Annotated in this window: 22 protein-coding genes and 1 pseudogene; 13 read left to right on the top strand and 10 right to left on the bottom strand. The window is 42.0% G+C overall.

Annotated elements, in window-relative coordinates; translation table 11 throughout:
- Positions 1-104 precede the first annotated feature (104 nt).
- Both V7K38_RS07735 and V7K38_RS07730 read right to left on the bottom strand, forming a co-directional pair.
- A complete protein-coding gene (locus V7K38_RS07735) occupies positions 105-368 on the bottom strand; it encodes a hypothetical protein (RefSeq protein ID WP_334856746.1) in 264 nt (87 codons plus the stop codon).
- Between the two features lie 151 nt (positions 369-519).
- Positions 520-1,791, bottom strand: a complete 1,272-nt coding sequence (locus V7K38_RS07730) for an ATP-grasp domain-containing protein (protein ID WP_334856743.1) — start codon at positions 1,789-1,791, stop codon at positions 520-522.
- A 59-nt stretch (positions 1,792-1,850) separates the two neighbouring features.
- On the opposite strand from V7K38_RS07730, the pseudogene V7K38_RS07725 reads away from it, so the two are divergent.
- The 3 genes and pseudogenes from V7K38_RS07725 to ylqF all read left to right on the top strand — a co-directional run.
- Positions 1,851-2,011, top strand: a pseudogene (locus V7K38_RS07725) (chloride channel protein); the annotation flags it as partial.
- A 140-nt stretch (positions 2,012-2,151) separates the two neighbouring features.
- The gene (locus V7K38_RS07720; protein ID WP_334856741.1) at positions 2,152-2,538 is read left to right on the top strand and encodes a VOC family protein; all 387 of its coding nucleotides are present in this window, start codon (positions 2,152-2,154) and stop codon (positions 2,536-2,538) included.
- A 96-nt stretch (positions 2,539-2,634) separates the two neighbouring features.
- Positions 2,635-3,516: a ribosome biogenesis GTPase YlqF gene (gene ylqF, locus V7K38_RS07715; RefSeq protein WP_334856739.1), complete on the top strand. Its 882-nt coding sequence runs from the start codon at positions 2,635-2,637 to the stop codon at positions 3,514-3,516.
- A gap of 144 nt (positions 3,517-3,660) precedes the next feature.
- Here the strand turns inward: ylqF and V7K38_RS07710 are convergent, their stop codons facing one another.
- The 5 genes from V7K38_RS07710 to V7K38_RS07690 form a co-directional block, all read right to left on the bottom strand.
- On the bottom strand, positions 3,661-4,002 hold the full coding sequence (locus V7K38_RS07710) for a cupin domain-containing protein (protein ID WP_334856737.1): 342 nt from the start codon (positions 4,000-4,002) through the stop codon (positions 3,661-3,663).
- A 7-nt stretch (positions 4,003-4,009) separates the two neighbouring features.
- The gene (locus tag V7K38_RS07705) at positions 4,010-5,179 is read right to left on the bottom strand and encodes a zinc-dependent alcohol dehydrogenase (protein WP_334856735.1); all 1,170 of its coding nucleotides are present in this window, start codon (positions 5,177-5,179) and stop codon (positions 4,010-4,012) included.
- Positions 5,180-5,343: 164 nt separating this feature from the next.
- On the bottom strand, positions 5,344-5,724 hold the full coding sequence (locus tag V7K38_RS07700) for a hypothetical protein (RefSeq protein WP_334856733.1): 381 nt from the start codon (positions 5,722-5,724) through the stop codon (positions 5,344-5,346).
- A 300-nt stretch (positions 5,725-6,024) separates the two neighbouring features.
- Complete coding sequence (locus tag V7K38_RS07695; RefSeq protein ID WP_334856731.1) at positions 6,025-6,723, bottom strand: SRPBCC family protein; 699 nt, start codon at positions 6,721-6,723, stop codon at positions 6,025-6,027.
- A 231-nt stretch (positions 6,724-6,954) separates the two neighbouring features.
- A complete protein-coding gene (locus V7K38_RS07690; RefSeq protein WP_334856729.1) occupies positions 6,955-8,052 on the bottom strand; it encodes a DJ-1/PfpI/YhbO family deglycase/protease in 1,098 nt (365 codons plus the stop codon).
- 376 nt (positions 8,053-8,428) lie between these two features.
- Here V7K38_RS07690 and V7K38_RS07685 point away from each other — a divergent pair, with 376 nt between their 5' ends.
- From V7K38_RS07685 to V7K38_RS07675, 3 genes are all read left to right on the top strand, one after another.
- On the top strand, positions 8,429-8,827 hold the full coding sequence (locus V7K38_RS07685; RefSeq protein WP_334856727.1) for a DUF6335 family protein: 399 nt from the start codon (positions 8,429-8,431) through the stop codon (positions 8,825-8,827).
- A 397-nt stretch (positions 8,828-9,224) separates the two neighbouring features.
- Positions 9,225-9,716, top strand: coding sequence for an orange carotenoid protein N-terminal domain-containing protein (locus V7K38_RS07680; RefSeq protein WP_334856725.1), 492 nt, complete (start codon positions 9,225-9,227; stop codon positions 9,714-9,716).
- 355 nt (positions 9,717-10,071) lie between these two features.
- Positions 10,072-10,521, top strand: coding sequence for an orange carotenoid protein N-terminal domain-containing protein (locus tag V7K38_RS07675; RefSeq protein ID WP_334856723.1), 450 nt, complete (start codon positions 10,072-10,074; stop codon positions 10,519-10,521).
- A gap of 841 nt (positions 10,522-11,362) precedes the next feature.
- On the opposite strand, the gene V7K38_RS07670 is transcribed toward V7K38_RS07675, so the two are convergent.
- Positions 11,363-11,644: a hypothetical protein gene (locus tag V7K38_RS07670; protein WP_334856721.1), complete on the bottom strand. Its 282-nt coding sequence runs from the start codon at positions 11,642-11,644 to the stop codon at positions 11,363-11,365.
- Between the two features lie 343 nt (positions 11,645-11,987).
- The gene (shc, locus tag V7K38_RS07665; protein WP_334856719.1) at positions 11,988-13,898 is read right to left on the bottom strand and encodes a squalene--hopene cyclase; all 1,911 of its coding nucleotides are present in this window, start codon (positions 13,896-13,898) and stop codon (positions 11,988-11,990) included.
- Between the two features lie 120 nt (positions 13,899-14,018).
- Between shc and V7K38_RS07660 the strand changes: the two genes are divergently transcribed.
- From V7K38_RS07660 to V7K38_RS07650, 3 genes are all read left to right on the top strand, one after another.
- Positions 14,019-15,251: a glycosyltransferase gene (locus V7K38_RS07660; protein WP_334856717.1), complete on the top strand. Its 1,233-nt coding sequence runs from the start codon at positions 14,019-14,021 to the stop codon at positions 15,249-15,251.
- Between the two features lie 81 nt (positions 15,252-15,332).
- A complete protein-coding gene (locus tag V7K38_RS07655) occupies positions 15,333-15,569 on the top strand; it encodes a hypothetical protein (RefSeq protein ID WP_334856716.1) in 237 nt (78 codons plus the stop codon).
- Positions 15,566-16,345 carry a nucleotidyl transferase AbiEii/AbiGii toxin family protein gene (locus V7K38_RS07650; RefSeq protein WP_334856714.1) on the top strand — a complete coding sequence of 260 codons (780 nt, stop codon included), beginning with the start codon at positions 15,566-15,568 and terminating at the stop codon, positions 16,343-16,345. The genes V7K38_RS07655 and V7K38_RS07650 overlap by 4 nt, the downstream gene beginning before the upstream one ends.
- A 37-nt stretch (positions 16,346-16,382) precedes the next feature.
- On the opposite strand, the gene V7K38_RS07645 is transcribed toward V7K38_RS07650, so the two are convergent.
- Positions 16,383-16,730 carry an ArsR/SmtB family transcription factor gene (locus tag V7K38_RS07645; protein WP_334856713.1) on the bottom strand — a complete coding sequence of 116 codons (348 nt, stop codon included), beginning with the start codon at positions 16,728-16,730 and terminating at the stop codon, positions 16,383-16,385.
- Positions 16,731-16,810: 80 nt separating this feature from the next.
- Between V7K38_RS07645 and trxA the strand changes: the two genes are divergently transcribed.
- The 4 genes from trxA to V7K38_RS07625 all read left to right on the top strand — a co-directional run bounded on the left by trxA (position 16,811) and on the right by V7K38_RS07625 (position 20,230).
- Positions 16,811-17,134: a thioredoxin gene (gene trxA, locus V7K38_RS07640; protein WP_334856711.1), complete on the top strand. Its 324-nt coding sequence runs from the start codon at positions 16,811-16,813 to the stop codon at positions 17,132-17,134.
- A gap of 145 nt (positions 17,135-17,279) precedes the next feature.
- Positions 17,280-18,074, top strand: a complete 795-nt coding sequence (locus tag V7K38_RS07635) for an SDR family NAD(P)-dependent oxidoreductase (RefSeq protein ID WP_334856709.1) — start codon at positions 17,280-17,282, stop codon at positions 18,072-18,074.
- Between the two features lie 189 nt (positions 18,075-18,263).
- The gene (locus tag V7K38_RS07630; protein ID WP_334856708.1) at positions 18,264-19,376 is read left to right on the top strand and encodes an alkene reductase; all 1,113 of its coding nucleotides are present in this window, start codon (positions 18,264-18,266) and stop codon (positions 19,374-19,376) included.
- A 188-nt stretch (positions 19,377-19,564) separates the two neighbouring features.
- Positions 19,565-20,230 carry a nitroreductase family protein gene (locus V7K38_RS07625; protein WP_334856706.1) on the top strand — a complete coding sequence of 222 codons (666 nt, stop codon included), beginning with the start codon at positions 19,565-19,567 and terminating at the stop codon, positions 20,228-20,230.
- The last annotated feature ends 30 nt before the right edge of the window (positions 20,231-20,260 follow it).

The raw sequence follows: 20,260 nt of genomic DNA, 5'->3' as shown, positions 1-20,260 counted from the left end.
TCTTTGAGACAGAAAATATATTAGCTACTTTCCTGATTGAGATGTTTTTCTCTTATATGTGCTGCAACTATTTTTTCTCGAAGATCGACAGAGTAGGACTTCATTTAAAAGTATTTATATTTTAATCTAGTGTACCTCATAATAGACGCAAGTGCTGTAACTCCACCAAAACTTAGACCGTTTTCATCTGGTGCAAATATTGGTTTTGTAAATAGAAAGCTTGCCCATAAATCCGTGCGCCCACAAAGGTCAATAATCACCTGCTCTCCATCAAACCGATTAAATTGACGCTGCCAAACCAAGGCCGCAAATAGTTCTTGAGGAGAATAAGATTGAGCTATCGATTGGATTTTACTTAAGTCAAGCATTACTATTCCCCACTTGTTTTCATCACCTATTTTCGCTAAATTGTAGGACGTATTAACTAGGTCAGCTAATGCAAGTTTTATTCCCAATCAAACAGTAAACCGATCTGATCGAAGTAGAATAATAAATTTTCAATATCGACTATCGTCCTGTTTAAGGGAGTAGTTGTAATCCCTTAGCCTGTAATTTCTGCTCGATGTGCTGCATTTCTTCGATAGTTTCTCCAGTAGCGATCGCATAAAGTTCCGTATAGATTTTTCCGTATTTCACTTTCTCTAAAGCCGATAGAATAATCAAGTCTTTGCGAGCTAGTTCTGATTTCAGGGTTATCAGGATTGATTCCAATGTCCCCTCCATTCGATAGCTACTGGAATATTTAGCTACTTCTTTCCCCAGTTGCAGTAGGGTATGGCGTTGCAAACACAACGGAGTCGAGCCATTGACTCGGAAATTGGCATCGATCGCATAAAATTGTCCGTCTTGGTCTTCCAGCACATCAAAGCCAATCACGCCAAAATATCCCTGTTTGTGAGCATACTCACCAACGTTGGCAATCATCTCAAAAAACTTGCTCATGTCAGTTCTGCGGTAGTCAATCACTCCCCCTAAATAGTTGCCTTCTGGAGTGACGAGTTGTGTGGTAGTGCCGATGAGTGTTATCTCTCCGGCTTTGTTGACATAGAACTGTACGCAGTAATTTTGCACCTCATTTTTGACGAACTCTGAGACAATAATCGTATCAAGCAACTTAATATCAAGATATTTCCTAATTTCTTCAAGGCAGTAGTTTAAATCGCTGGGACTTTTGATGATATAAGTGCCTTCTCCTGACAGTCCGTGAGACGTTTTTATTAAGTAGGGAAATTGTGGTAACTGAATGTCTTCGAGATTGACTTGGTGGAGATTGTAGCTCTTGTATTTTGGACATTGCACCCCCAATTCGTTTAGCGTTACTTTGCTGAGTAAGCGGTAATGGGTGTCTGGAACAACAGCGTGTTTTTCAGGTTTTAGACGATCAAAAGGAAATAGAGTGATGAGTTTGTCAAAGCGTACGCTGTGACTGAGATCGTCTAGATAAGTCGAGCGATCCATTATCTCAATACTGGAGTACTTGAATCCAAAATGCTCTTGCCAGTATTCAAGCAAGGACTTTGGCGGCGGAATAATCACAATACCGGGAATGCGATCGCCTAATACAGCCAAATTTTTCCAAGGTTCCTTTTGACAAAGCTTGTCGAGGGAGGTTTTGCTAGCTTCACTACTCCCATCTTGAATAAAATATTTGTTCCCATTGGGATAAGCAGCCCAACTTGCAGTTGCAGGGTAATTTAAGATAAAGCCATAAGATGTATCTGCGATATCTTGAGCAAATAAATCAGAAAGAGAACTGCCTTGAAAGTATTGAAAGTTATATTTTGAGTTCATTAATTCCTCGCCAATTTGAACAAAAACCTATATATTCAGGAAGTTTCCCATATTCAAACTTAAAACTCCAAGGTGAAGACCTCAGAACTATAAGTTTAGCAGCGATGGCGGCTGGTTTTACTGCTTTATTTGGCGCACCTCTTGGCGCTGCAATGTTGCCTTAGAGATTTTGCACCATGAGCATATTGTGGAATATTACGAAGCCTTGATGCCAATGATTGAATAATGTTTTGAATCCAAAGTCAAATTTCACTATTTTACCAGTCGTTAGCTTAGATTTTAGCTCCAGATAATTGTCAACTATGATAACCATAAATGCGTATGCTATTTAAATTAAAACTTCAAAGGCGATAAACAAATATGGTTTTTCAGTACACTAATGCATTTGTCGCTATAGCATCGGTTAATTGCGAGACTTTAATGAATTTCTATACTAAATTACTGGAGCAGAAGCCAGTTATTTTGGTTCCGAATGTCTATGCTGAGTTTAGTTTGCTTGGTATGCGATTAGGTATTTTTAAACCCAAGAACGCAAAGGAATCGGAATTTGAAGCTGTCAGCAAAAGTAAGATAAGTTTGTGTTTAGAGGTGAGTAACTTAGAAGATGCGATCGCTCATCTAACAGTTTTAGGCTATCCCCCACCAGGAAAGATTTCCATTGCTTCCCACGGCAGAGAAATTTATGCTTATGACCCCGATGGCAATCGTCTAATTTTACATCAAGCAAAAGAGGAGAGATGCGATTAATCGCGTCTGTACAAGAGTTTGGAGTTATTATTCTCCCCTAATCCCCAGTCCCTTTAATATTAGTGATAATAAGTAATTGGTAGTTAATCATAAATTATGGCTATAACTCAAAACTATAGATTAAATCTGATTCAATGGTATCCAGGTCATATTGCTAAAGCTGAAAAGAAGCTCAAAGAGCAGCTTAAGCGCGTAGATGTGGTATTTGAGGTACGAGACGCGCGGATTCCCTTAGCAACTCACCATCCCCAAATAGGTGAGTGGGTGGAGGGTAAGAAACGGGTGTTGATTCTTAACCGAGTAGATATGATTACGCCGCAAATGCGATCGCTGTGGATAGATTGGTTTAAACGTCAAGGGGAAGTCCCTTATTTTACCAACGCTCAACATGGTAAAGGTATAGCAGAAGTGGCACGGGCAGCGCAAGCCGCCGGAGTAGAACTTAATCAAAGAAGAAGCGATCGCGGAATGTTACCTCGTCCAGTGCGGGCTGTGGTAATTGGTTTTCCCAACGTCGGTAAATCAGCTTTAATTAACCGCCTTTTAGGACGGCGAGTTGTGGAAAGTGCAGCCCGTCCTGGAGTGACTCGCCAACTGCGCTGGGTAAGAATTTCCGAACATTTGGAATTGCTAGATGCTCCTGGTGTTATCCCTATCAGGTTAGAAGACCAAGATGCAGCATTGAAATTAGCTATTTGTGATGATATCGGTGAAGCATCTTACGATAATCAGCTAGTAGCAGCAGCCCTAGTCGATTTATTCAACTATTTGGAAGCTGTAACTACAGATTTATTACCAAAGAAACCATTACAGTCCCGTTACCAACTCGATTCGACATCCGACACTGGGGATACTTATTTGCACGCCTTGGCCGAGCATCGTTACAAAGGTGATGTAGAGCGTGCTGCAAGGCAACTGTTAACAGATTTTCGCAAAGGATTGTTGGGTGAAATGAGTTTAGAATTACCTCCTAACTAGATTAGGCACTTCCAAGCAATAAAATCACCAAGTATAAGAATGATAATCATTGCGAGGTTGGGGGAAGGAGAAGCAGCCGACGGCTGCTTCTCCTTCCCTCTTTTCTAGTAAATTTAATTTGAATTTTGAATTGTTAAGCGTGGTTTAATTCTCATCCCGTTCGTGGATTTGAGCTGGTGGACTGGTTGCTTCAACAGCTGTGAATGGTTCCAGAATTTTGTATGTATGGCTGGCTCCTTTTGGCACAACCCAAGAACTTCCAGGTTCTAGCAAAATCATTTGCCCTTCAATGTGCAATTCGGCACGACCATTGATTACATAACCAACTGTTTCATAGTCGCGCGAACTTGGTTCTTTGTCTTCGCTTGGTTGTTCGTCTTCCCAAAGACGCATAGAAAGAGATTTACCAGAAGCAAGATACTTCTGACCAAGTTTACCTTTAGGGGAATGGGTAGAATCTATTTTTTTAACGCTGGTGTCGCTCATAATTACCTTAAGGTTTGAGTACAACTTTGATGCAGTTATCTTTCTTGTCCTTAAAAATTTCGTAGCCGTGGGGCGCTTGTTCTAAAGGTAATGTGTGGGTGATCACAAAGGTTGGATCGATATCACCATTTTGAACGTGTTCTAACAAGGGTCGTAAATATTTATGGACATGGGTTTGTCCCATTTTTAAAGTTAACCCCTTGTTCATAGCAGCACCCATCGGCATTTTGTCAATAAAGCCACCGTATACTCCCGGAATTGATACGTGGCCACCTTTGCGACAAGATACAATTACTTGCCGTAATGCCGTTGGACGGTCTGTTTCTAGGCGTACTGCTTGCTTTACTTGGTCGTATAACGCCATGAAATCTGTACCATGTGCTTCCATTCCCACTGCATCAATGCAAGCATCAGGGCCACGCCCCCCAGTCATTTCGTTAAGTGCTTCGCCAACATCGACTTCTTCGTAGTTGAGAACTTCAGCTTTACCGTATGTTTTAGCCATTTCCAGGCGTTCAGGAATGCGATCGATAGCGATAACCCTTTCTGCACCAAGAAGATATGCGCTTTGAATAGCGAATTGTCCGACGGGGCCACAACCCCAAACGGCGACAATATCACCGGGTTGGATGTTGCAGTTCTCAGCTGCCATATATCCAGTAGGGAATATATCTGTTAAAAATAACACTTGTTCATCCGTCAAACCATCGGGGATTTTAAACAAACCCACATCTGCAAATGGGACTCGTACATACTCTGCTTGACCACCAGCGTAACCGCCGAATAAATGAGAGTAGCCAAATAGACCTGATGGTGAATGCCCCATTTGCTTTTCTACTAACGAAGCATTGGGGTTAGAGTTGTCGCACAACGACCATAAATCCCGATTGCAGAAAAAGCAGCTACCGCAGGAGATGGTAAAAGGAACAACGACGCGATCGCCTATGTTCACATTTTTAACTGCACTTCCCAGTTCTACAACTTCCCCCATGAATTCATGACCAAGGATATCGCCCTTTTGCATTGAGGGGATATAGCCATTATAAAGATGCAAATCCGAACCACAAATTGCTGTGGAAGTAATTTTAACAATGGCATCGCGGGGGTTAAGAATTTTGGGGTCGGGAACTGTTTCCACCCGCACATCGTTTGCTCCATGCCAGCAAACTGCTTTCATAATTATTTAGTCCTTAGTAATGACTTCTGGCTCGTTAATATCAAGATAAATACTCGATTTAACCTGACTTTGAGACGCGATAGTTATCGCGTCTCAGTAAATTTCCAAAGGTTGTTTTACAGTTAGACTCAAAAATTTCTACAAGTCTACATTCTATCTCTCAATTACTTGCTAGGAGGAGTTCGGTAATAACCTTCTTTAGTTCCAGTCAATGGCTGAACTTTGTCTCCAACTGTATTTTTTGTAGACTTAAGAAATTCTTTTGTAGATCGAGGAGTTTCTTCATCCAAGTTTAGCTTTTCGCGGATATTATCAGCAGCTTCTTTTAATGGATTTTGGGTTTTTGTTGTTTGGGTATCGTTTCTGATTTCACCTTGCCCGTCTGGTATGCCTTTATAATAAGTGCCCTCTGGAGTTTTAACATCAGCTTGTGCTACATTAATGTCGCTAAAAGCCTGACCTAATAAGAACATAAATCCTACTAAGAAAACTACGATGATTTGGGAAATCCGAATATTCCGCAGCCATGAAATAACTCGATTCATAATAAACCTCAATTGCATTATGTTGGGTGGATAATTCCAAACACTGAATAACTATTCAGTATTTAGAGTTTAAGGACAACTTTGATGCAGTTATCCTTTTGTTTGTTGTTGAAAAATATGATAGCTGTGGGGTGTTTAGTGTAATGCCACCGCTATCAGTTATCTCCTTCAACACTTTACCAGCATTAACTTGTTTAGAGTTAATTACTTCGCTTTGGTAAACTTTTGCGCCATTTCCAGACCTTTAGGAAAACGATCGCTTTAGTTATTAGTCATTCGCTTTAGAGAAGTGACAAATAACTACTTGCTTCCACAAGGTTGATCGTGGGTAGTGGCAATTTCGCCTGCTTCCATTAGCATTTTGAAGCGGCGTAATTCATCACCAATTTGCTGTTCTGGTTCTTCACCAAAAAGTTTAGCTACGGTAGCTGCCAATGCTCCACCGGGTAGGTTATACTCCAAAACAACCTTAACTTCCGTGCCGCGATCGCCTGGTGCTTTTTTGAAGCGAACAAAACCAGAATTATCAACGTCTGCACCTTCTACAGAAGCCCAAGAAATAAATTCATTTTCCCGATCTTCGAGAATATCTGCATCCCATTCTACGCTGTTACCCAAGGGTGCATTGGCTATCCAGTGAGAACGTTTTTCGTTGTACACCGTGACAGATTTTAGATGCTTCATAAATGTGGGCAGATTCTCAAAGTTGTGCCAAAAACGATACAATTCTTCTGCCGATTTATTGATAGTTACCGTCTTTTCAACTTTGATGGGTTGGTTTATCCCTATTGCTTCCTGTGCTTGTTGAATTGTGCTTTGCTTCGTTGCACCTTGATAAATCAAACCGCCACCAGCTAAAGCCGTCAATGCTCCCCGCAATGAACCTTGCCTTAAACCCATCAGCACCATCGCACCGCCACCAATAAGAGATGCCCAACGCTCAACTTCACTAGCTTCAGTCGGACTGGTACTTAATTTATCTCCTGGTGTTGATGTCACTTTTTATATCTCCATTTCAGTAATAATATTTACGCAAACAATAGTCGAAAAGAAAGATTTATACGTAGAGGCAATTCATGAATTGCCCCTCCAGCATTTAATTTTGCAACAGTAGAGAGTTTGGAAGCTCCCACTGATAGCATGAATGTGTTGTAATTACGAATTACGTAAAGCCTACGGCATAGCTTCTCTACGAGGCGTTACGCGAACGCTTAGAGCGTAGCGGGCGTATTACATTGACACTGCGGCTCCTGTAGTCGGCTTAGGAGCCTGAATGTCAACACCAACCCGCGCCCGATATAGTTCTGCTAATCGCTGTTCGTATTTCAATAAATCGTGATAAATTTCTTTGAAAATAGCAGTTGCTACTGGATCGGTGAACATTGCACACAAATTGCCAATATCGCCAATACCAGTTTGTATATCCCCTAAAGCAGAACGTAACTGATATATGTCATCACTTCCTGTCAAGGCAGTTTTCACTTTGGCATACTGATTAGCAATATTTGCCGCTAAAGAGGGTTTTTCGTTCAAGTGCTGAAGATAGATTTCTACTTTTTGAATGTGGCGCTGTTTACTAGCGATTATTTCTTGAAAGACTGAATTTACTTCGCTATCTGATTCCTTTTCTAAGTAATTTTCAAATGCTTCTAGTGAATAGCGTTCACCAGCAAGAGCATTATTTAAACCTTTGGTGATCTCACCTTTAGTTGAGCCACCCCAAGCATCAGCTAGCTTCCACCATTCAGCGCTTGTGTCTTTCTCATTTGGTAATGCAGCATCTTTGCCACCATAACCCAAACGGCTTAATATCGCTGTGGTGAAAATTGGTAAGTCTCCAGGTTCACGAGATGTAATCAAATTCCCGTCAACTACCAACGGCTCATCTAGATAATTTGCGCCAGCGTTAGTCATATCTTTGGCAATAGCGCTAAAACCAGTGGCTTGTTTACCTTTGAGCAAGTCCCCGTCAATCAAAACTTGTGGGCCATGGCATACAGCAGCAACTAATTTTCCTTGTTGTATGGCCTCTTGGACAAAACGTACTGTGTTAGGGTTACGCCGCATTTTGTCGGGAGCCATCCCACCGGGAATTATTACCGCGTCGAATTGGGCTGCGATCGCTTCTGTAGTAGTACCATCAGCTTGTATACTAAGTTTGCCGCGTTTACCCTTATATTTTTCATTCATTCGGGAACCAAGGATTACTACCTCTATTCCGGCTTGTTTTAGTCCATTATAAGGAACTGTAAATTCTGCATCCTCTACCGCCTGTTCAATGAGGATGGCAACTTTTTTATTATCGGAATGATTGTTATGGTCAGTCATAAATTGGATTACCTGTTTCTTTCTAGTTTTTAACTAGCTACAATATTCATCAATAAAGACAAAGACAGTTAAAATTTCTGGGTTTTTGACGGAATAAAACAACTCAAATCCTCATCTTTCTCCTGAAGAGAAAATAGCTATGAGTGAGAAGTTTACTACTGAATATTTTCGGTTTTATAACTCCTAACTCATAGCTAAAAGCTTCAACTACAAGTTGCTTGATTATGATTTCATATTTTTAATAGTATGGTGCGATCGCTACCTTAGCGTCGTTCCCAGGGGATAGATTCTTTTATTTCTAAAGCTATACATCTATAGTAAGATAACTTTGTGGCAGGAAAGGGTTATTGTGATAAGGCAGAAAAAGGCTAGTATCATGCCAGAAAAAAATCATAATGACGAAATTGAAACCAATGATTTGCCACAGGAAATCACCGAATCTTATGGTACTGGTGTAAAAGACTTGCCGGGATACAATATTAGTGGACGCTCAATCAGAGAAGAAAGACCTGAGTATATAGAAACTAGTCCTGAACTCACTGGTGAAGATGTTGATGCTTATTCGCAAGATGCAGATGCAGTTGGGGATGAAGCTGTTGGTGGTAGTACTGCGACTCCCGATCAAAATGTAACTGAGGAGCTAGAAGCAGCAGTGGGACTAGAAATGGATGACTCCGAGTTTCTCCATACCAATGATATTTTAGAGGATCGTGATGGCGATCGCTGGGAGTTAGATCCAAAGTCTTCTGAAGATTATCAAAATCGGCGAGAATAAAACCAGAAATTCTTTTCTTACTTGTAAATCAACAAATTGGATGGCGGCGTTAAGAAATTAATGTCGGTAAATTGGCAGTGCTTTTATAGGCACTGTCCCAATCAGTCTTACATCTATCTAAGGAAATACATTTCTCTAACAAATATCTCCAGCTTACAGAATTTCAACTGCTAAATTATTGAAAATTCTTTTGCCAATCATAATTTTGGGATTTGATATTTGACTTTTATCTAATTATAATACCTCTAATGCAGGACTACAGTCTGCCAGATTTGTGTTCTGTTGATAATTGTTCTTCTTTCTGATTTTAATACCTCTGTCTTCAGTAGGGTAAAACGTTAAATGTAAATTTGATAACGTTGTTAATAGCACTCATAAATTCCAATTGGAGTTAATAATGACATACACACAAACTAGCGATCCAACTATTCGGGAACATGTTCAAGCTTGGCAAAAGTTGGATGTGGATCAACAACTGGCTTTGTTTTGGTTCATTTATAAAGAGATGGGTGGCTCAATTACACCAGCTGCTCCTGGTGCTAGCACTGTTTCCCCAGAAATCGCTGAAGGTTTGTTTAATCAAGTTAAGGAATTAACTCATGAAGAACAATTACAAGTTCAGCGTGACTTGATTAATAAAGTAGATACCCAAATGTCTCGTCAATATGGTTCTTTGGGTGATACTACCAAGCTGCTGTTTTGGTATCGATTATCTCAAGGTATGGATGATGGTACTATCATTCCAGTACCTGCTGACTATGAACTTCCCTCAGAGTCTAAAGCGTTATTGGGCAGAATTCAAGGATTAGCCTTTGAGCAACAGATTACTCTTTTCCGTGATTATGTTAGCCCATTGGGTGCTGACGCAAAACCAGGCGCTGAAATTTAGCACTTTGAAGTTTTTAACTTGCTTGAGGTTATCTATTTAGTCTAAAAATGAGGATGGCTGATATACCAAGTTAATTTACTTGCAATATTCTGTCTGCATACCCATTTTCTTAAGCCCTGCTATATCCGCCAGTCGCTTAATCTAAATTTAATTTTTGATGACTGGCGCTTTCACTTTTTCTCGATCAATAAATACAGAGTAAAAGCTAAAACTATTACTCGTAAGCATTTATTTTTTTAAGAAAATCAACAACTTTTGTTTTGTACTCAATATATTAAAAATAATTAAATTCATAATTATAATTTTCATTTAACAATTTTTAGTTAATTAAGTAGTTAATTACCTTGAGGTGCTTATGACTTCTACAAACGTCAATTTTTTAGAACAAAGTGTATCAAAATTTCAGAGTTTGGAAATAGACGATCGCTTGACTGTCTTAGCCTTACTTTACACTGAAATTTCTGATGCAATTCCGTCGCTATGTCTCAATAATACACCAAATGAAAAGACTGCAAATTTAGTTGCACAAATTCAAAACCTCCCACAGGGAGAACAGCTGTTTGCTTTGCGTCAGTTGCTAAACCAAGATGAAGTAGGAGAAAGAGCAATACCTGCTGAAGAGTATGCTTCAATCAACGTTGATGATAAATTGGCTTTTTGGTATCAATTAGCCCAAAATTTGGGAACTTCAATCATCGGTGTACCAAATGACTATATACCTTCTGAAAAAGCTACGGAAGTATTAGATTTACTTCACACACCAAATATTGAAGATTTAGTGACTTTCTTCAAGCGCGTGCTGTAATATAGCAGTCCTAAATCACTCATGAAAAGTTAGATCCCCGACAACTTTTACGAAGTCGGGGATCTGAACACTGCGAATTTTCACAAATCAGATAGGATTGCTATAGTTTTGAATTAAGAATCATCAGCTGTTCTGCATTTAATTTGCACGTTCGACGCGGGCAGGATGCCCGCACTACAATGATTTTAATAAATCACAATGTGCAAATTACAAGATTATCAGCTTATCATCTTCGCTAGATTCTTATTAAACCCGAAAAACCCTACCCCGCCAAAGGGAGAGCCTAGCGCCAAGGTGGTTTTCCCCATAAGCGACTGGCGTGTGGGGTGTAAGTAAATTGGTCAAATTAAATATAAAACCTCACCCTGGCTCCGGCTTCCCTCTCCTTAGTAAGGCTACGGTGTACACACAAATCTTTGAGAGTGGCCTCATAAGCTTTTGATCCCCCCAACCCCCCCCGATAAATTGGGGGGCAAAAGTCTCTTAAAGTCACCCAATTTATCGGGGGATTTAGGGGGATCTCCAACGATTTTGGGTTTGTACAAAGATGTGTGTACACCGTAGTAGTAAGGAGAGGGATTGAGAGGATGAATGAACAAGTCTTCTTGTCGGTATCAAAAGTTTTAGATCCCCCTAAATCCCCCTTCAAAAGGGGGACTTTAACTCCGGTTCCCCCCTTTTGAAGGGGGGTTCGGGGGGATCTAAAGTGCCTAAAGTCACAGCGAAACACTTTTCAAACAACCTCTGAGGGTGAGGTTTGATCTTATATTTAATTACGCCTACCTACTTAATGACTGTGGAAATCATAACTAATTACCCAAAGTTGATATCAAAGGTGGGGCTATGCCTCACTTTTATGTATGTTTAAAATTTGGAAAACTTTTGTTTTTAAGTTAATTTTTATGGTGTCTTTTTCTTGAATCTCTAGGTGAGGACGAGGAACCCGTAATGCCATTGCATCGACCCGTAATGCCATTGTATCGACTCGTAATGCCATTGTATCGACTCGTAATGCCATTGTATCGACTCGTAATGCTATTGCATCGACCTGTAATGCCATTGCATCGACCTGTAATGCCATTGCATCGACCTGTAATGCTATTGCATCGACTCGTAATGCCAATAATCAACTTGTAAAAATTAGCCTACTCCACGTTGTTAGGACTAGCCCTTTCAAGGTGACTCATAAAATCTCTGCTTTCCTCTCTGTGTTGCGCCAGTTGCTTCTCCTGTCGGAGACGCTGCGCGAACAAGTTGGGGAACCGCCAGTGCGTTGCGGGGGTTCCCCCCGTTGTAGCACCTGGAGCAACACAGAGAAAAGAGTAACTAATTATTCTCCAAAAATTTTACCCACCTTGAAAGGGCTAGTCCTAGTTGTTACGGAGCAACTCTAAAAGACTTTTGTATACACCGTAGCCGTAGTAAAGAGAGGCTTTGAGTCTTACTGCCTCCCCTACGTCCTTCCACTAGCGCAAAATTGTTTGATACCGACCTAGCGCGATTAAAGGAAAGTATTGTTGATACAGATGATATTTGAGATAAAAATGGCTTGGGAATCCAGTCCCTGTAAAGTCCGCTTCAAACCAAGTACCATCAGGTTTTTGAGTTGCAACTAAATAGGCAATTCCTTGCTCAATAGCCTCAAGAGCTAAATTACCAGTTGCTTCACCTGCTGCCAAGAGGCCAATTAAAGCCCAAGCGGTTTGAGATGCAGTATTATTTCCTTTTCCTTTAAGACTGGGGTCATTATAGCTGCGGCAAGTCTCACCCCAACCACCATCTGGGTTTTGACATCCCACTAACCAAGCTGCTCCCCGTTCTATGCTGAGTTTATGTCTTTGAGGATCAATTAACGCCAAAGCTGACAAAACGCCACTAGTGCCGTAGATATAATTTACACCCCAACGACCAAACCAACAGCCTTCGGTTTCTTGTTCGCTTAGAAGATAAGTAAGCGATCGCTCTAAATTATCACTATCAATCGACAAATCACAAGCACCAAGCATTTCTACGACTCTAGCCGTAACATCTGCGCTATTTGGATCGATCATGGCTTTCAAGTCGCCATAAGGGATAGAGTTAAGCCAATCTTGATCGTTATCCAAATCAAAGGCAGCCCAACCACCCGGTTTACATTGCATAGATGCAATCCAGTTTAACGCCCGTGCGATCGCAGCCTGTTTGATTTTTTCGTTGGGAAGTTTCGCCAAATGTAAAGCCATCACCACTACCGCCGAGTCATCTACATCGGGATAAAAGCGATTCTCAAACTCAAAAGCCCAAGCCCCTGGTTTTCCCTGACGATTTTTTACAGCCCAATCTCCATAATCTAAAATTTGTTTTTGTAACAACCATTCGCCAGCTTTTACCACAACTGGATGATCTGGTGCAAAGCCAGATTCTACCAAAGCACGCATCGCCCAAGCTGTATCCCACACGGGTGAAACACAAGGTTGAACTCGGTAGCTATTATCTGTTTCAATGGCAAAGTTATCAATTGCTTGCAAACCTCGCTCCACAATCGGATCGCTTCGGTCATAATCCAGACAGCGCAAAGCTAGCATTGAATTCAGCATCGCTGGAATAATGCCCCCCCAGTCGCCTGTAGCTTCTTGCCGTTCTAAAATCCATTTTTCGGCGGCTTTGATACCTTCTTCACGAAAAGGTACCAAATTCAGGCTTTCTGCCAACTTGAATCCTCGATCAAGGGTGAGGAATAAATCTGTCCAATCACCAGCTTGAGGTAATTCCCACCGGACTCGATCCACACCTTCAACGTATAGCTCATCTAAGTTGATAGTTGGGTTGGTGATAAAAACAGGTTTGCGATCGCACACAATCAGTAATGGTACTGTACTGGAACGCGCCCAGCTAGACATCTCGTAGATATTAACTGGGAAACCTTCAGGCAACAGCATCACCCAAGGCGGTAGCGAGGGAATACCGCGCCAGTTGTAGCAGCCAATCAAGGCTAGGTGCAACTTAGTAAAAATTCGAGTTTTGCTAACACCGCCCCGTTGGAGAATAAAAGCTTTCGCCCGAATCAGCGCCGGATCGTTTGCTGGTACACCTAGTAGCCTCAGCGCCATGTAAGCTTCAACTGAAGTGCTAATTTCTCCGCCATCACCGTAGTAAAGTTCCCAGCCGCCATGCTGCCGTTGCTCTTGACGCAGATATGCTTCAACTTTGTGTAAAGGTCTGGTTTGGTCTGTTCCCCAAATCTTATGCAAAAGAACGGCTTCAGCAGTGATGGTGACATTAGATTCTAACTCTGCCCACCAGTAGCCTGCCGGATTTTGAATCGAAAGTAAATATTGTTGGCTGGCTGCGATCGCTTCGGCAATTTGATTGACTTTTACCCTGTCTTGTGTTTGCATCAAATCCTATCTAACCTCACACTCAACACTAGTTATGAATACGGTAATACTATGAAAAATTTTTTCCTTTATTGGTAGACATAGTATTGTGTCTGAGTCACTGAGAATTTGCAATAGATCATGGATGTAATTGTATTAGGATTGATGCTGTTATCCTTGACAATTTGGTTAGGATTACTATGTTTTTGGGGACAATTTTGGCGGACAGACCAACAATTAGAGATTGGAGAAACTCAGCTAGAATCGTTACCTGTGGTTTGTGCTGTCGTTCCAGCCCGTAACGAAGCTGAATTGATACCAACTAGTTTGCGATCGCTCCTACTCCAAGATTATCCTGGTTCTTTCAACGTGTTTTTGGTAGACGATCGCAGTACAGACGGTACAGCAAGTTTTGCCGAAGGAGTTGCACACGCTGTCGGGAAACCCCAGCAATTACATATTATCTCAGGCGAATTACTGCCTTCTGGTTGGTCGGGCAAACTTTGGGCAGTTGAGCAAGGTATAAAAAGCGCTAGTAAATTCGCACCTGACTATTTTTTACTGACTGACGCAGATATCGAACACGATCCTGGAAATCTTCGCCGCCTCGTTGCTAAAGCTGTCCAAGAAGATTTAGACATGGTTTCGGTAATGGTGCGACTTAGGTGTGACAGCTTTTGGGAAAAACTTTTGATTCCGGCTTTTGTCTTTTTCTTCCAAAAACTCTATCCTTTTCGCTGGGTTAATAATCCCAACAATCCCACAGCAGGCGCAGCCGGGGGATCTATTCTGATCGCCCGTGAAGCTTTAGAGCGAATCGGAGGTATTCAAGTGATTCGCCAAGCTTTAATTGATGATTGCGCCCTTGCTCAAGCTGTTAAGAAGAGTGGGGGACAAGGGGACAAGGAGACAAGGGGGATAAACAATGATCTATACCCAATTCCTACCCAAGGGCGTATCTGGTTAGGATTGAGTAGCTTGACTCGCAGTTTGCGTCCTTATGATTCGCTGGCGACGATTTGGGATATGGTTGCCCGTAGTGCCTATACTCAACTGAATTATTCTCCATTACTACTATTAGGCACTTTGGTAGGAATGCCTCTGATTTATCTAGTTCTACCTGTATGTGTAATTCTGGGTGCGGTTTGGGGTAGTTGGGCGATCGCACTTACGGGTTTATTAGGATGGCTGTTGATGAGTTTAGCTTACTACCCGACAATTCGCTTTTATAAATGTTCTCCTTGGTTAGCCTTTAGTTTACCTGCGATCGCTTTTCTCTATACCCTGATGACTCTAGACTCAGCACTCCGTCACTGGCAAGGACGCGGCGGCGCTTGGAAAGGAAGAGTTTATCCCAGTTCGGATAATTTATAGTTAGAATAAAATTGAATTTCAAAATCGTTAGTGCTAATCTAAAATTAAAGTTAAGCTCAAAAGTGGTTGATTAAAAGAGTTATGACAACCGCAACACCAACAATTAATCCAGTTATTGTCCCCAAAAAGCTGCCTTTTCTGGAGTCGATTTGTTGGCAGACCGCCGATGTATATCGCTTTACTTCAGAACAAATGCTGAGTCGCTATGAACGTGGCTGGCAATATCACGACCTATTCAATAATCTTGAGGGTGAAGAACTGAATTTCCTTAAGGAACTTGCCAGACGCTATAAATCCTGGTTACAAGTTTCTTTATGACCTTTAGGTTAGAACACCATAATCAAATTCTCACAGTTCTTGAATGCTTAGATTCTGACATACTTAGGAAGGGTTCTGCTTACTTTGGTGGCGGAACCCTTCTTGCATTTGAGTTTGAAGAATATCGCTGGAGTAAGGACATTGATTTTATTGCTTCTGTTGGTACAGAAGGCTATAAATACCTGCGGACAGTGGTATTTGAGGGTGGGCATGAAGCATTATTTCGGGATTTAAGTAAAATTGAAGTTGGACGTAGCACAACTGACCAATATGGAATTCGGATGATAGTTTTTGTCGATGATGTGCCGATTAAAACAGAAATTATTGCCGAAACTCGTTTTCAATTAGACCCACCAAGATATCTAAACTGGTCATTCGTTCCTTGTTTAAGCTTCAATGACTGTTTTACCTCTAAGCTGCTGTCAAATTCTGACCGTTACATGGATAACAGCGTTGAGGCAAGAGATTTAATTGATTTAGCAATTCTCAGGCTGCGATCGCCAATACCTCAAGTGTCAATTGAGAAGGCTGAAAAAGCATATCAGGTTATGCGCCCTTTGGAAAGAGCGATCGCACTATTTCAAGAAAGACCAGATTACAGAGAGAAATGCTTTCTTAGTCTGCAAGTCGATCAAGCTCAGATACCCAAAATTATCGATGGGATTGATTTACTCTCTACAGATTTAGGTTTATCTCACACTCCAAGAACTTTTGGAGAACAACATGATATCTTTGCTGATTTAGAAACACAATTTGAAAAACGAGAAGATTCTTAAACAAATAGCGCCAATGCCCAATGCCCAATGCCCATCCCTAAGTCCTTGAAACTGTTTGTTTAGTAGCAGGACTAACAGGCAATGGTTGAGCCGCTTTCAATACCGCATCCAGCAATCCTGGAAACAGCATCTCTAAATCTTCACGCCGCAGAATATTAATATGATGTGTGCCTTCTTTACGTGTAAGGACTATCCCAGACTCCCGCAAAATCTTAAAATGATTGGACATCGTAGACTTAGCGATCGCAAAATCAAACTGGGCACAGCATTGTTCCCCCTCAGTCGCCAGCAGCCGCACAATCTCTAGCCGCACTGGATCGCCCAATGCATACAGCACTCCTGGTAAAGAAATATTTTTTCTATCTGGATGATAAAGAAATCTCATAGTTGCATTATCTCATCAAGTGGCATATATTTTGATTATTCGATATTATCGAATTATAGAATTAATTAGGAAGGCAATTTATGTCATCCATTACAAATGTCACGGAAGCCACATTCAAGCAAGAAGTTTTAGAAAGTGAACTTCCGGTCTTAGTAGACTTTTGGGCCCCTTGGTGTGGCCCTTGCCGGATGGTAGGCCCAGTAGTCGATGAGGTTGCTGCTGAATACGAAGGACAGGTGAAATTTGTGAAGCTGAACACAGATCAGAACCCTACTGTCGCTAGCCATTATGGAATTCGCAGCATTCCGACGCTGATGGTTTTTAAAGGAGGTCGCCAGGTTGATACTGTCGTAGGGGCAGTTCCAAAAACTACCTTGAATAAAACCTTAGCACAGCATCTTTAATCTAAGTTAAGGGTATGGGGAATTGGGAATTGGGCATTGGGCATGGGGCATTTGCTCCTCTGCCCCTCTGCTCTCCAGTCCCCAGTTCCCAGTCCCCTGTCACCAATCCCAGAGCATTCTGTTTCAACTAACGGGGAAAGAGCAAATGGACTTAAAATTGCATGGTAAATCCGCGCTGGTGAGTGGCTCAACCGCAGGTATCGGTTTGGCGATCGCACTTGGATTAGCTCAAGAGGGTGCATCAGTAATTGTCAATGGTCGATCTGAAGAAAGAGTCGCCCAAGCGATCGCCAAAATTCAACAAAGTACACCCGAAGCGAAAATTTCTGGTGTTGTTGCAGATGCAGGTACTGCATCAGGGGTAGAGCAACTTTTGCAAAAAGTTCCTCATGTTGATATCCTGATTAACAATGTCGGTATTTATGAACCAAAAACCTTCTTTGATATTACTGATGAAGATTGGTTAAAAATATTTGAGGTTAACGTTCTCAGTGGAGTCCGTTTGAGTCGGCAATATCTGCAAAAGCAGCTAGAGCAAAACTGGGGGCGGATAATTTTTATCTCCAGCGAATCTGGTATCCAAATTCCAGTGGAAATGATTCACTACGGCACAACAAAGACAGCGCAGCTTGCGATCGCCAGAGGTTTAGCAGAAATGACTGTCGGCACTGGAGTCACGGTAAACTCCGTCCTCCCAGGGCCTACCCGCTCAGAAGGAGTTGAAGAGTTTATCACCAAGCTGGCGCAGGAAGGTGGTATTAGTCCATCAGAAGTTGAGGCTGAGTTCTTTCAAAAAATGCGTCCCAGTTCCCTAATCAAACGCTTTGCGACTAATGAAGAAGTAGCAGCGATCGTAGTTTACCTTTCTAGTCCCGTAGCTTCAGCAACTAATGGTGCAGCTTTACGGGTAGATGGTGGCGTTATTCGGTCGATTGTTTAATATTTGAACCACATCTATCGTAGGGGTTGCCCTACCGTGTGGTCTCTTTACTTATCTCCGAGATGCGGGGTTCCGAATTTTGAATTTTGTTAGCGCAGCGTAAAGCCAACTCTTAGAGAGGCTGCGCCAACGGTATGGCTTCGCTTAGAGCGAATGATCGAGCGTCATTTTGAATTGGAGCAAAGCGACATGACTACTGATATCAACTTATTCTCTTCTTACCAGTTAGGGAATCTGGAACTACCTAACCGGATAGTAATGGCACCCTTAACCCGAAATAGAGCAGGTAAGGGAAACGTACCACACGAACTGAATGCTACCTACTACGTCCAACGTGCTTCCGCCGGACTGATTATTTCTGAAGCAACACAGGTAACTGCTGAAGGACAAGGCTATCCCGCTACACCAGGAATTCATTCGCCAGAACAGGTGGAAGGATGGAAGTTAGTAACCGATGCCGTACATCAGGCGGGAGGAAGAATTTTTCTGCAACTATGGCATGTAGGTAGGATTTCTCACCCAGACTTACAACCGAATGGAGCTTTACCTGTAGCACCTTCTGCGATCGCTCCGAAAGGTGAAGCTGCAACTTATGAGGGGCCAAAACCCTATGTTACTCCCCGTGCTTTAGAAACTTCAGAAATACCGCAGATAGTCGAACAGTACCGTCAGGGAGCGGCAAATGCTCTCGCGGCTGGATTTGATGGGGTGGAAATTCACTCAGCAAATGGTTATTTAATAGATCAATTTCTCCGCGATCGCACCAATCAACGGACAGATAAATATGGTGGTTCCATTGAAAATCGCGCCCGATTCCTGTTGGAGGTGACTGAGGCGGTAACTAGTGTGTGGGATTCTAACCGAGTCGGGGTACGTTTCTCTCCTAGTGGGACTTTTAACGATATAGGTGATTCCAATCCCCTGGAAACATTCGGTTACGCGGCTCAAGCGTTGAACCGATTTAATTTGGCATATCTGCATATTTATGAGGCAACAGAGGCAGATATTAGACATGGCGGAATAATTGTACCCACTAGTCATATCCGCGATCGCTTTACAGGTACACTCATCGTCAATGGTGGTTATACCCGTGAAAAAGGCGATGCTGTACTGGCAAGCAAAGCAGCCGATTTAGTTGCCTTTGGCACGTTATTTATATCAAATCCAGATTTACCCCAACGCTTGGCTTTGAATGCACCACTAAATCAACCAAATCAAGCAACCTTTTATGGCGGCAGTGAAAAAGGATATACAGACTATCCATTTTTGTCGGCTGCTAATGAGGCAGTAGCTCAGGCGTAATTCGTAGTTCGTAATTATGAGTCTTCCTTGGGGACTTCCAACAAATAAATTACCCAATCTTGTGGGGTGGGCAAGTTGTTTATTCTGAAACAGGGAATAATTTTTATTTTTGTTTCATGAATAAATAGATTTGGTTGTACTCTACTTACGAATTATTTGGTCAATAACCCAACTATCAGGAGAATCTCATGAGTCCGATCACTCAAATCCAACCTTTAGATGTACCCAGTGCGATCGCTAAACGTCGTTCAATCAAAACTTTTAAACCAGACCCCATTACCCCAGAACTACTCAAGCAACTGGTAGAGTTGACCGTAGCAGCGCCCAGTAGCTATAATATCCAGTCCTGGCAAATTATTCTTGTGCAAGATGAGGCGCAAAAAGCAGCACTGTCAGCCGCATCTTTTAATCAACAGCAAATTATTCAAGCACCTGTGACCTTTGTTTTTGCCGCAGATCCCAACGCAAGCGAACAAAACTTGACCCCAATTATAGAGCAGGGACTCGAAACTGGTGCATGGAATGAAGGCACGGTAAATTACTTTAAAACCGCCATCCCGCAATTTCAGGCTGGGCTAGGCGACAAGCGACGCGAATATGCCATCAAAGATGCCATCATCGCCGCTACTCATTTGGTGTTAGCAGCAGAAAGTTTGGGATTATCAACTTGTTTTATGAACGGTTGGATTGAAGATAAGGTAAAGGAAGTGATTGATGCTGGGGACAATCCAGATTTAGCGATCGCTGTTGTTGTTCCTGTTGGCTATGCAGCCGAACCACGCTTAAATCCAGGTCGTTTACCATTCTCCTCCAACGTCTCCGTAGACAGAATCGGTAATCCATATCAGGGTTAGTTCTCTCTAAATTGGGCATGGGGCATTAAC

It is taken from the genome of Nostoc sp., from assembly GCF_036917465.1.
GTDB lineage: Bacteria > Cyanobacteriota > Cyanobacteriia > Cyanobacteriales > Nostocaceae > Nostoc.
Note: the sequence above shows the minus strand (reverse complement) of the source record. Positions and strands in the feature narration are given on the sequence as shown.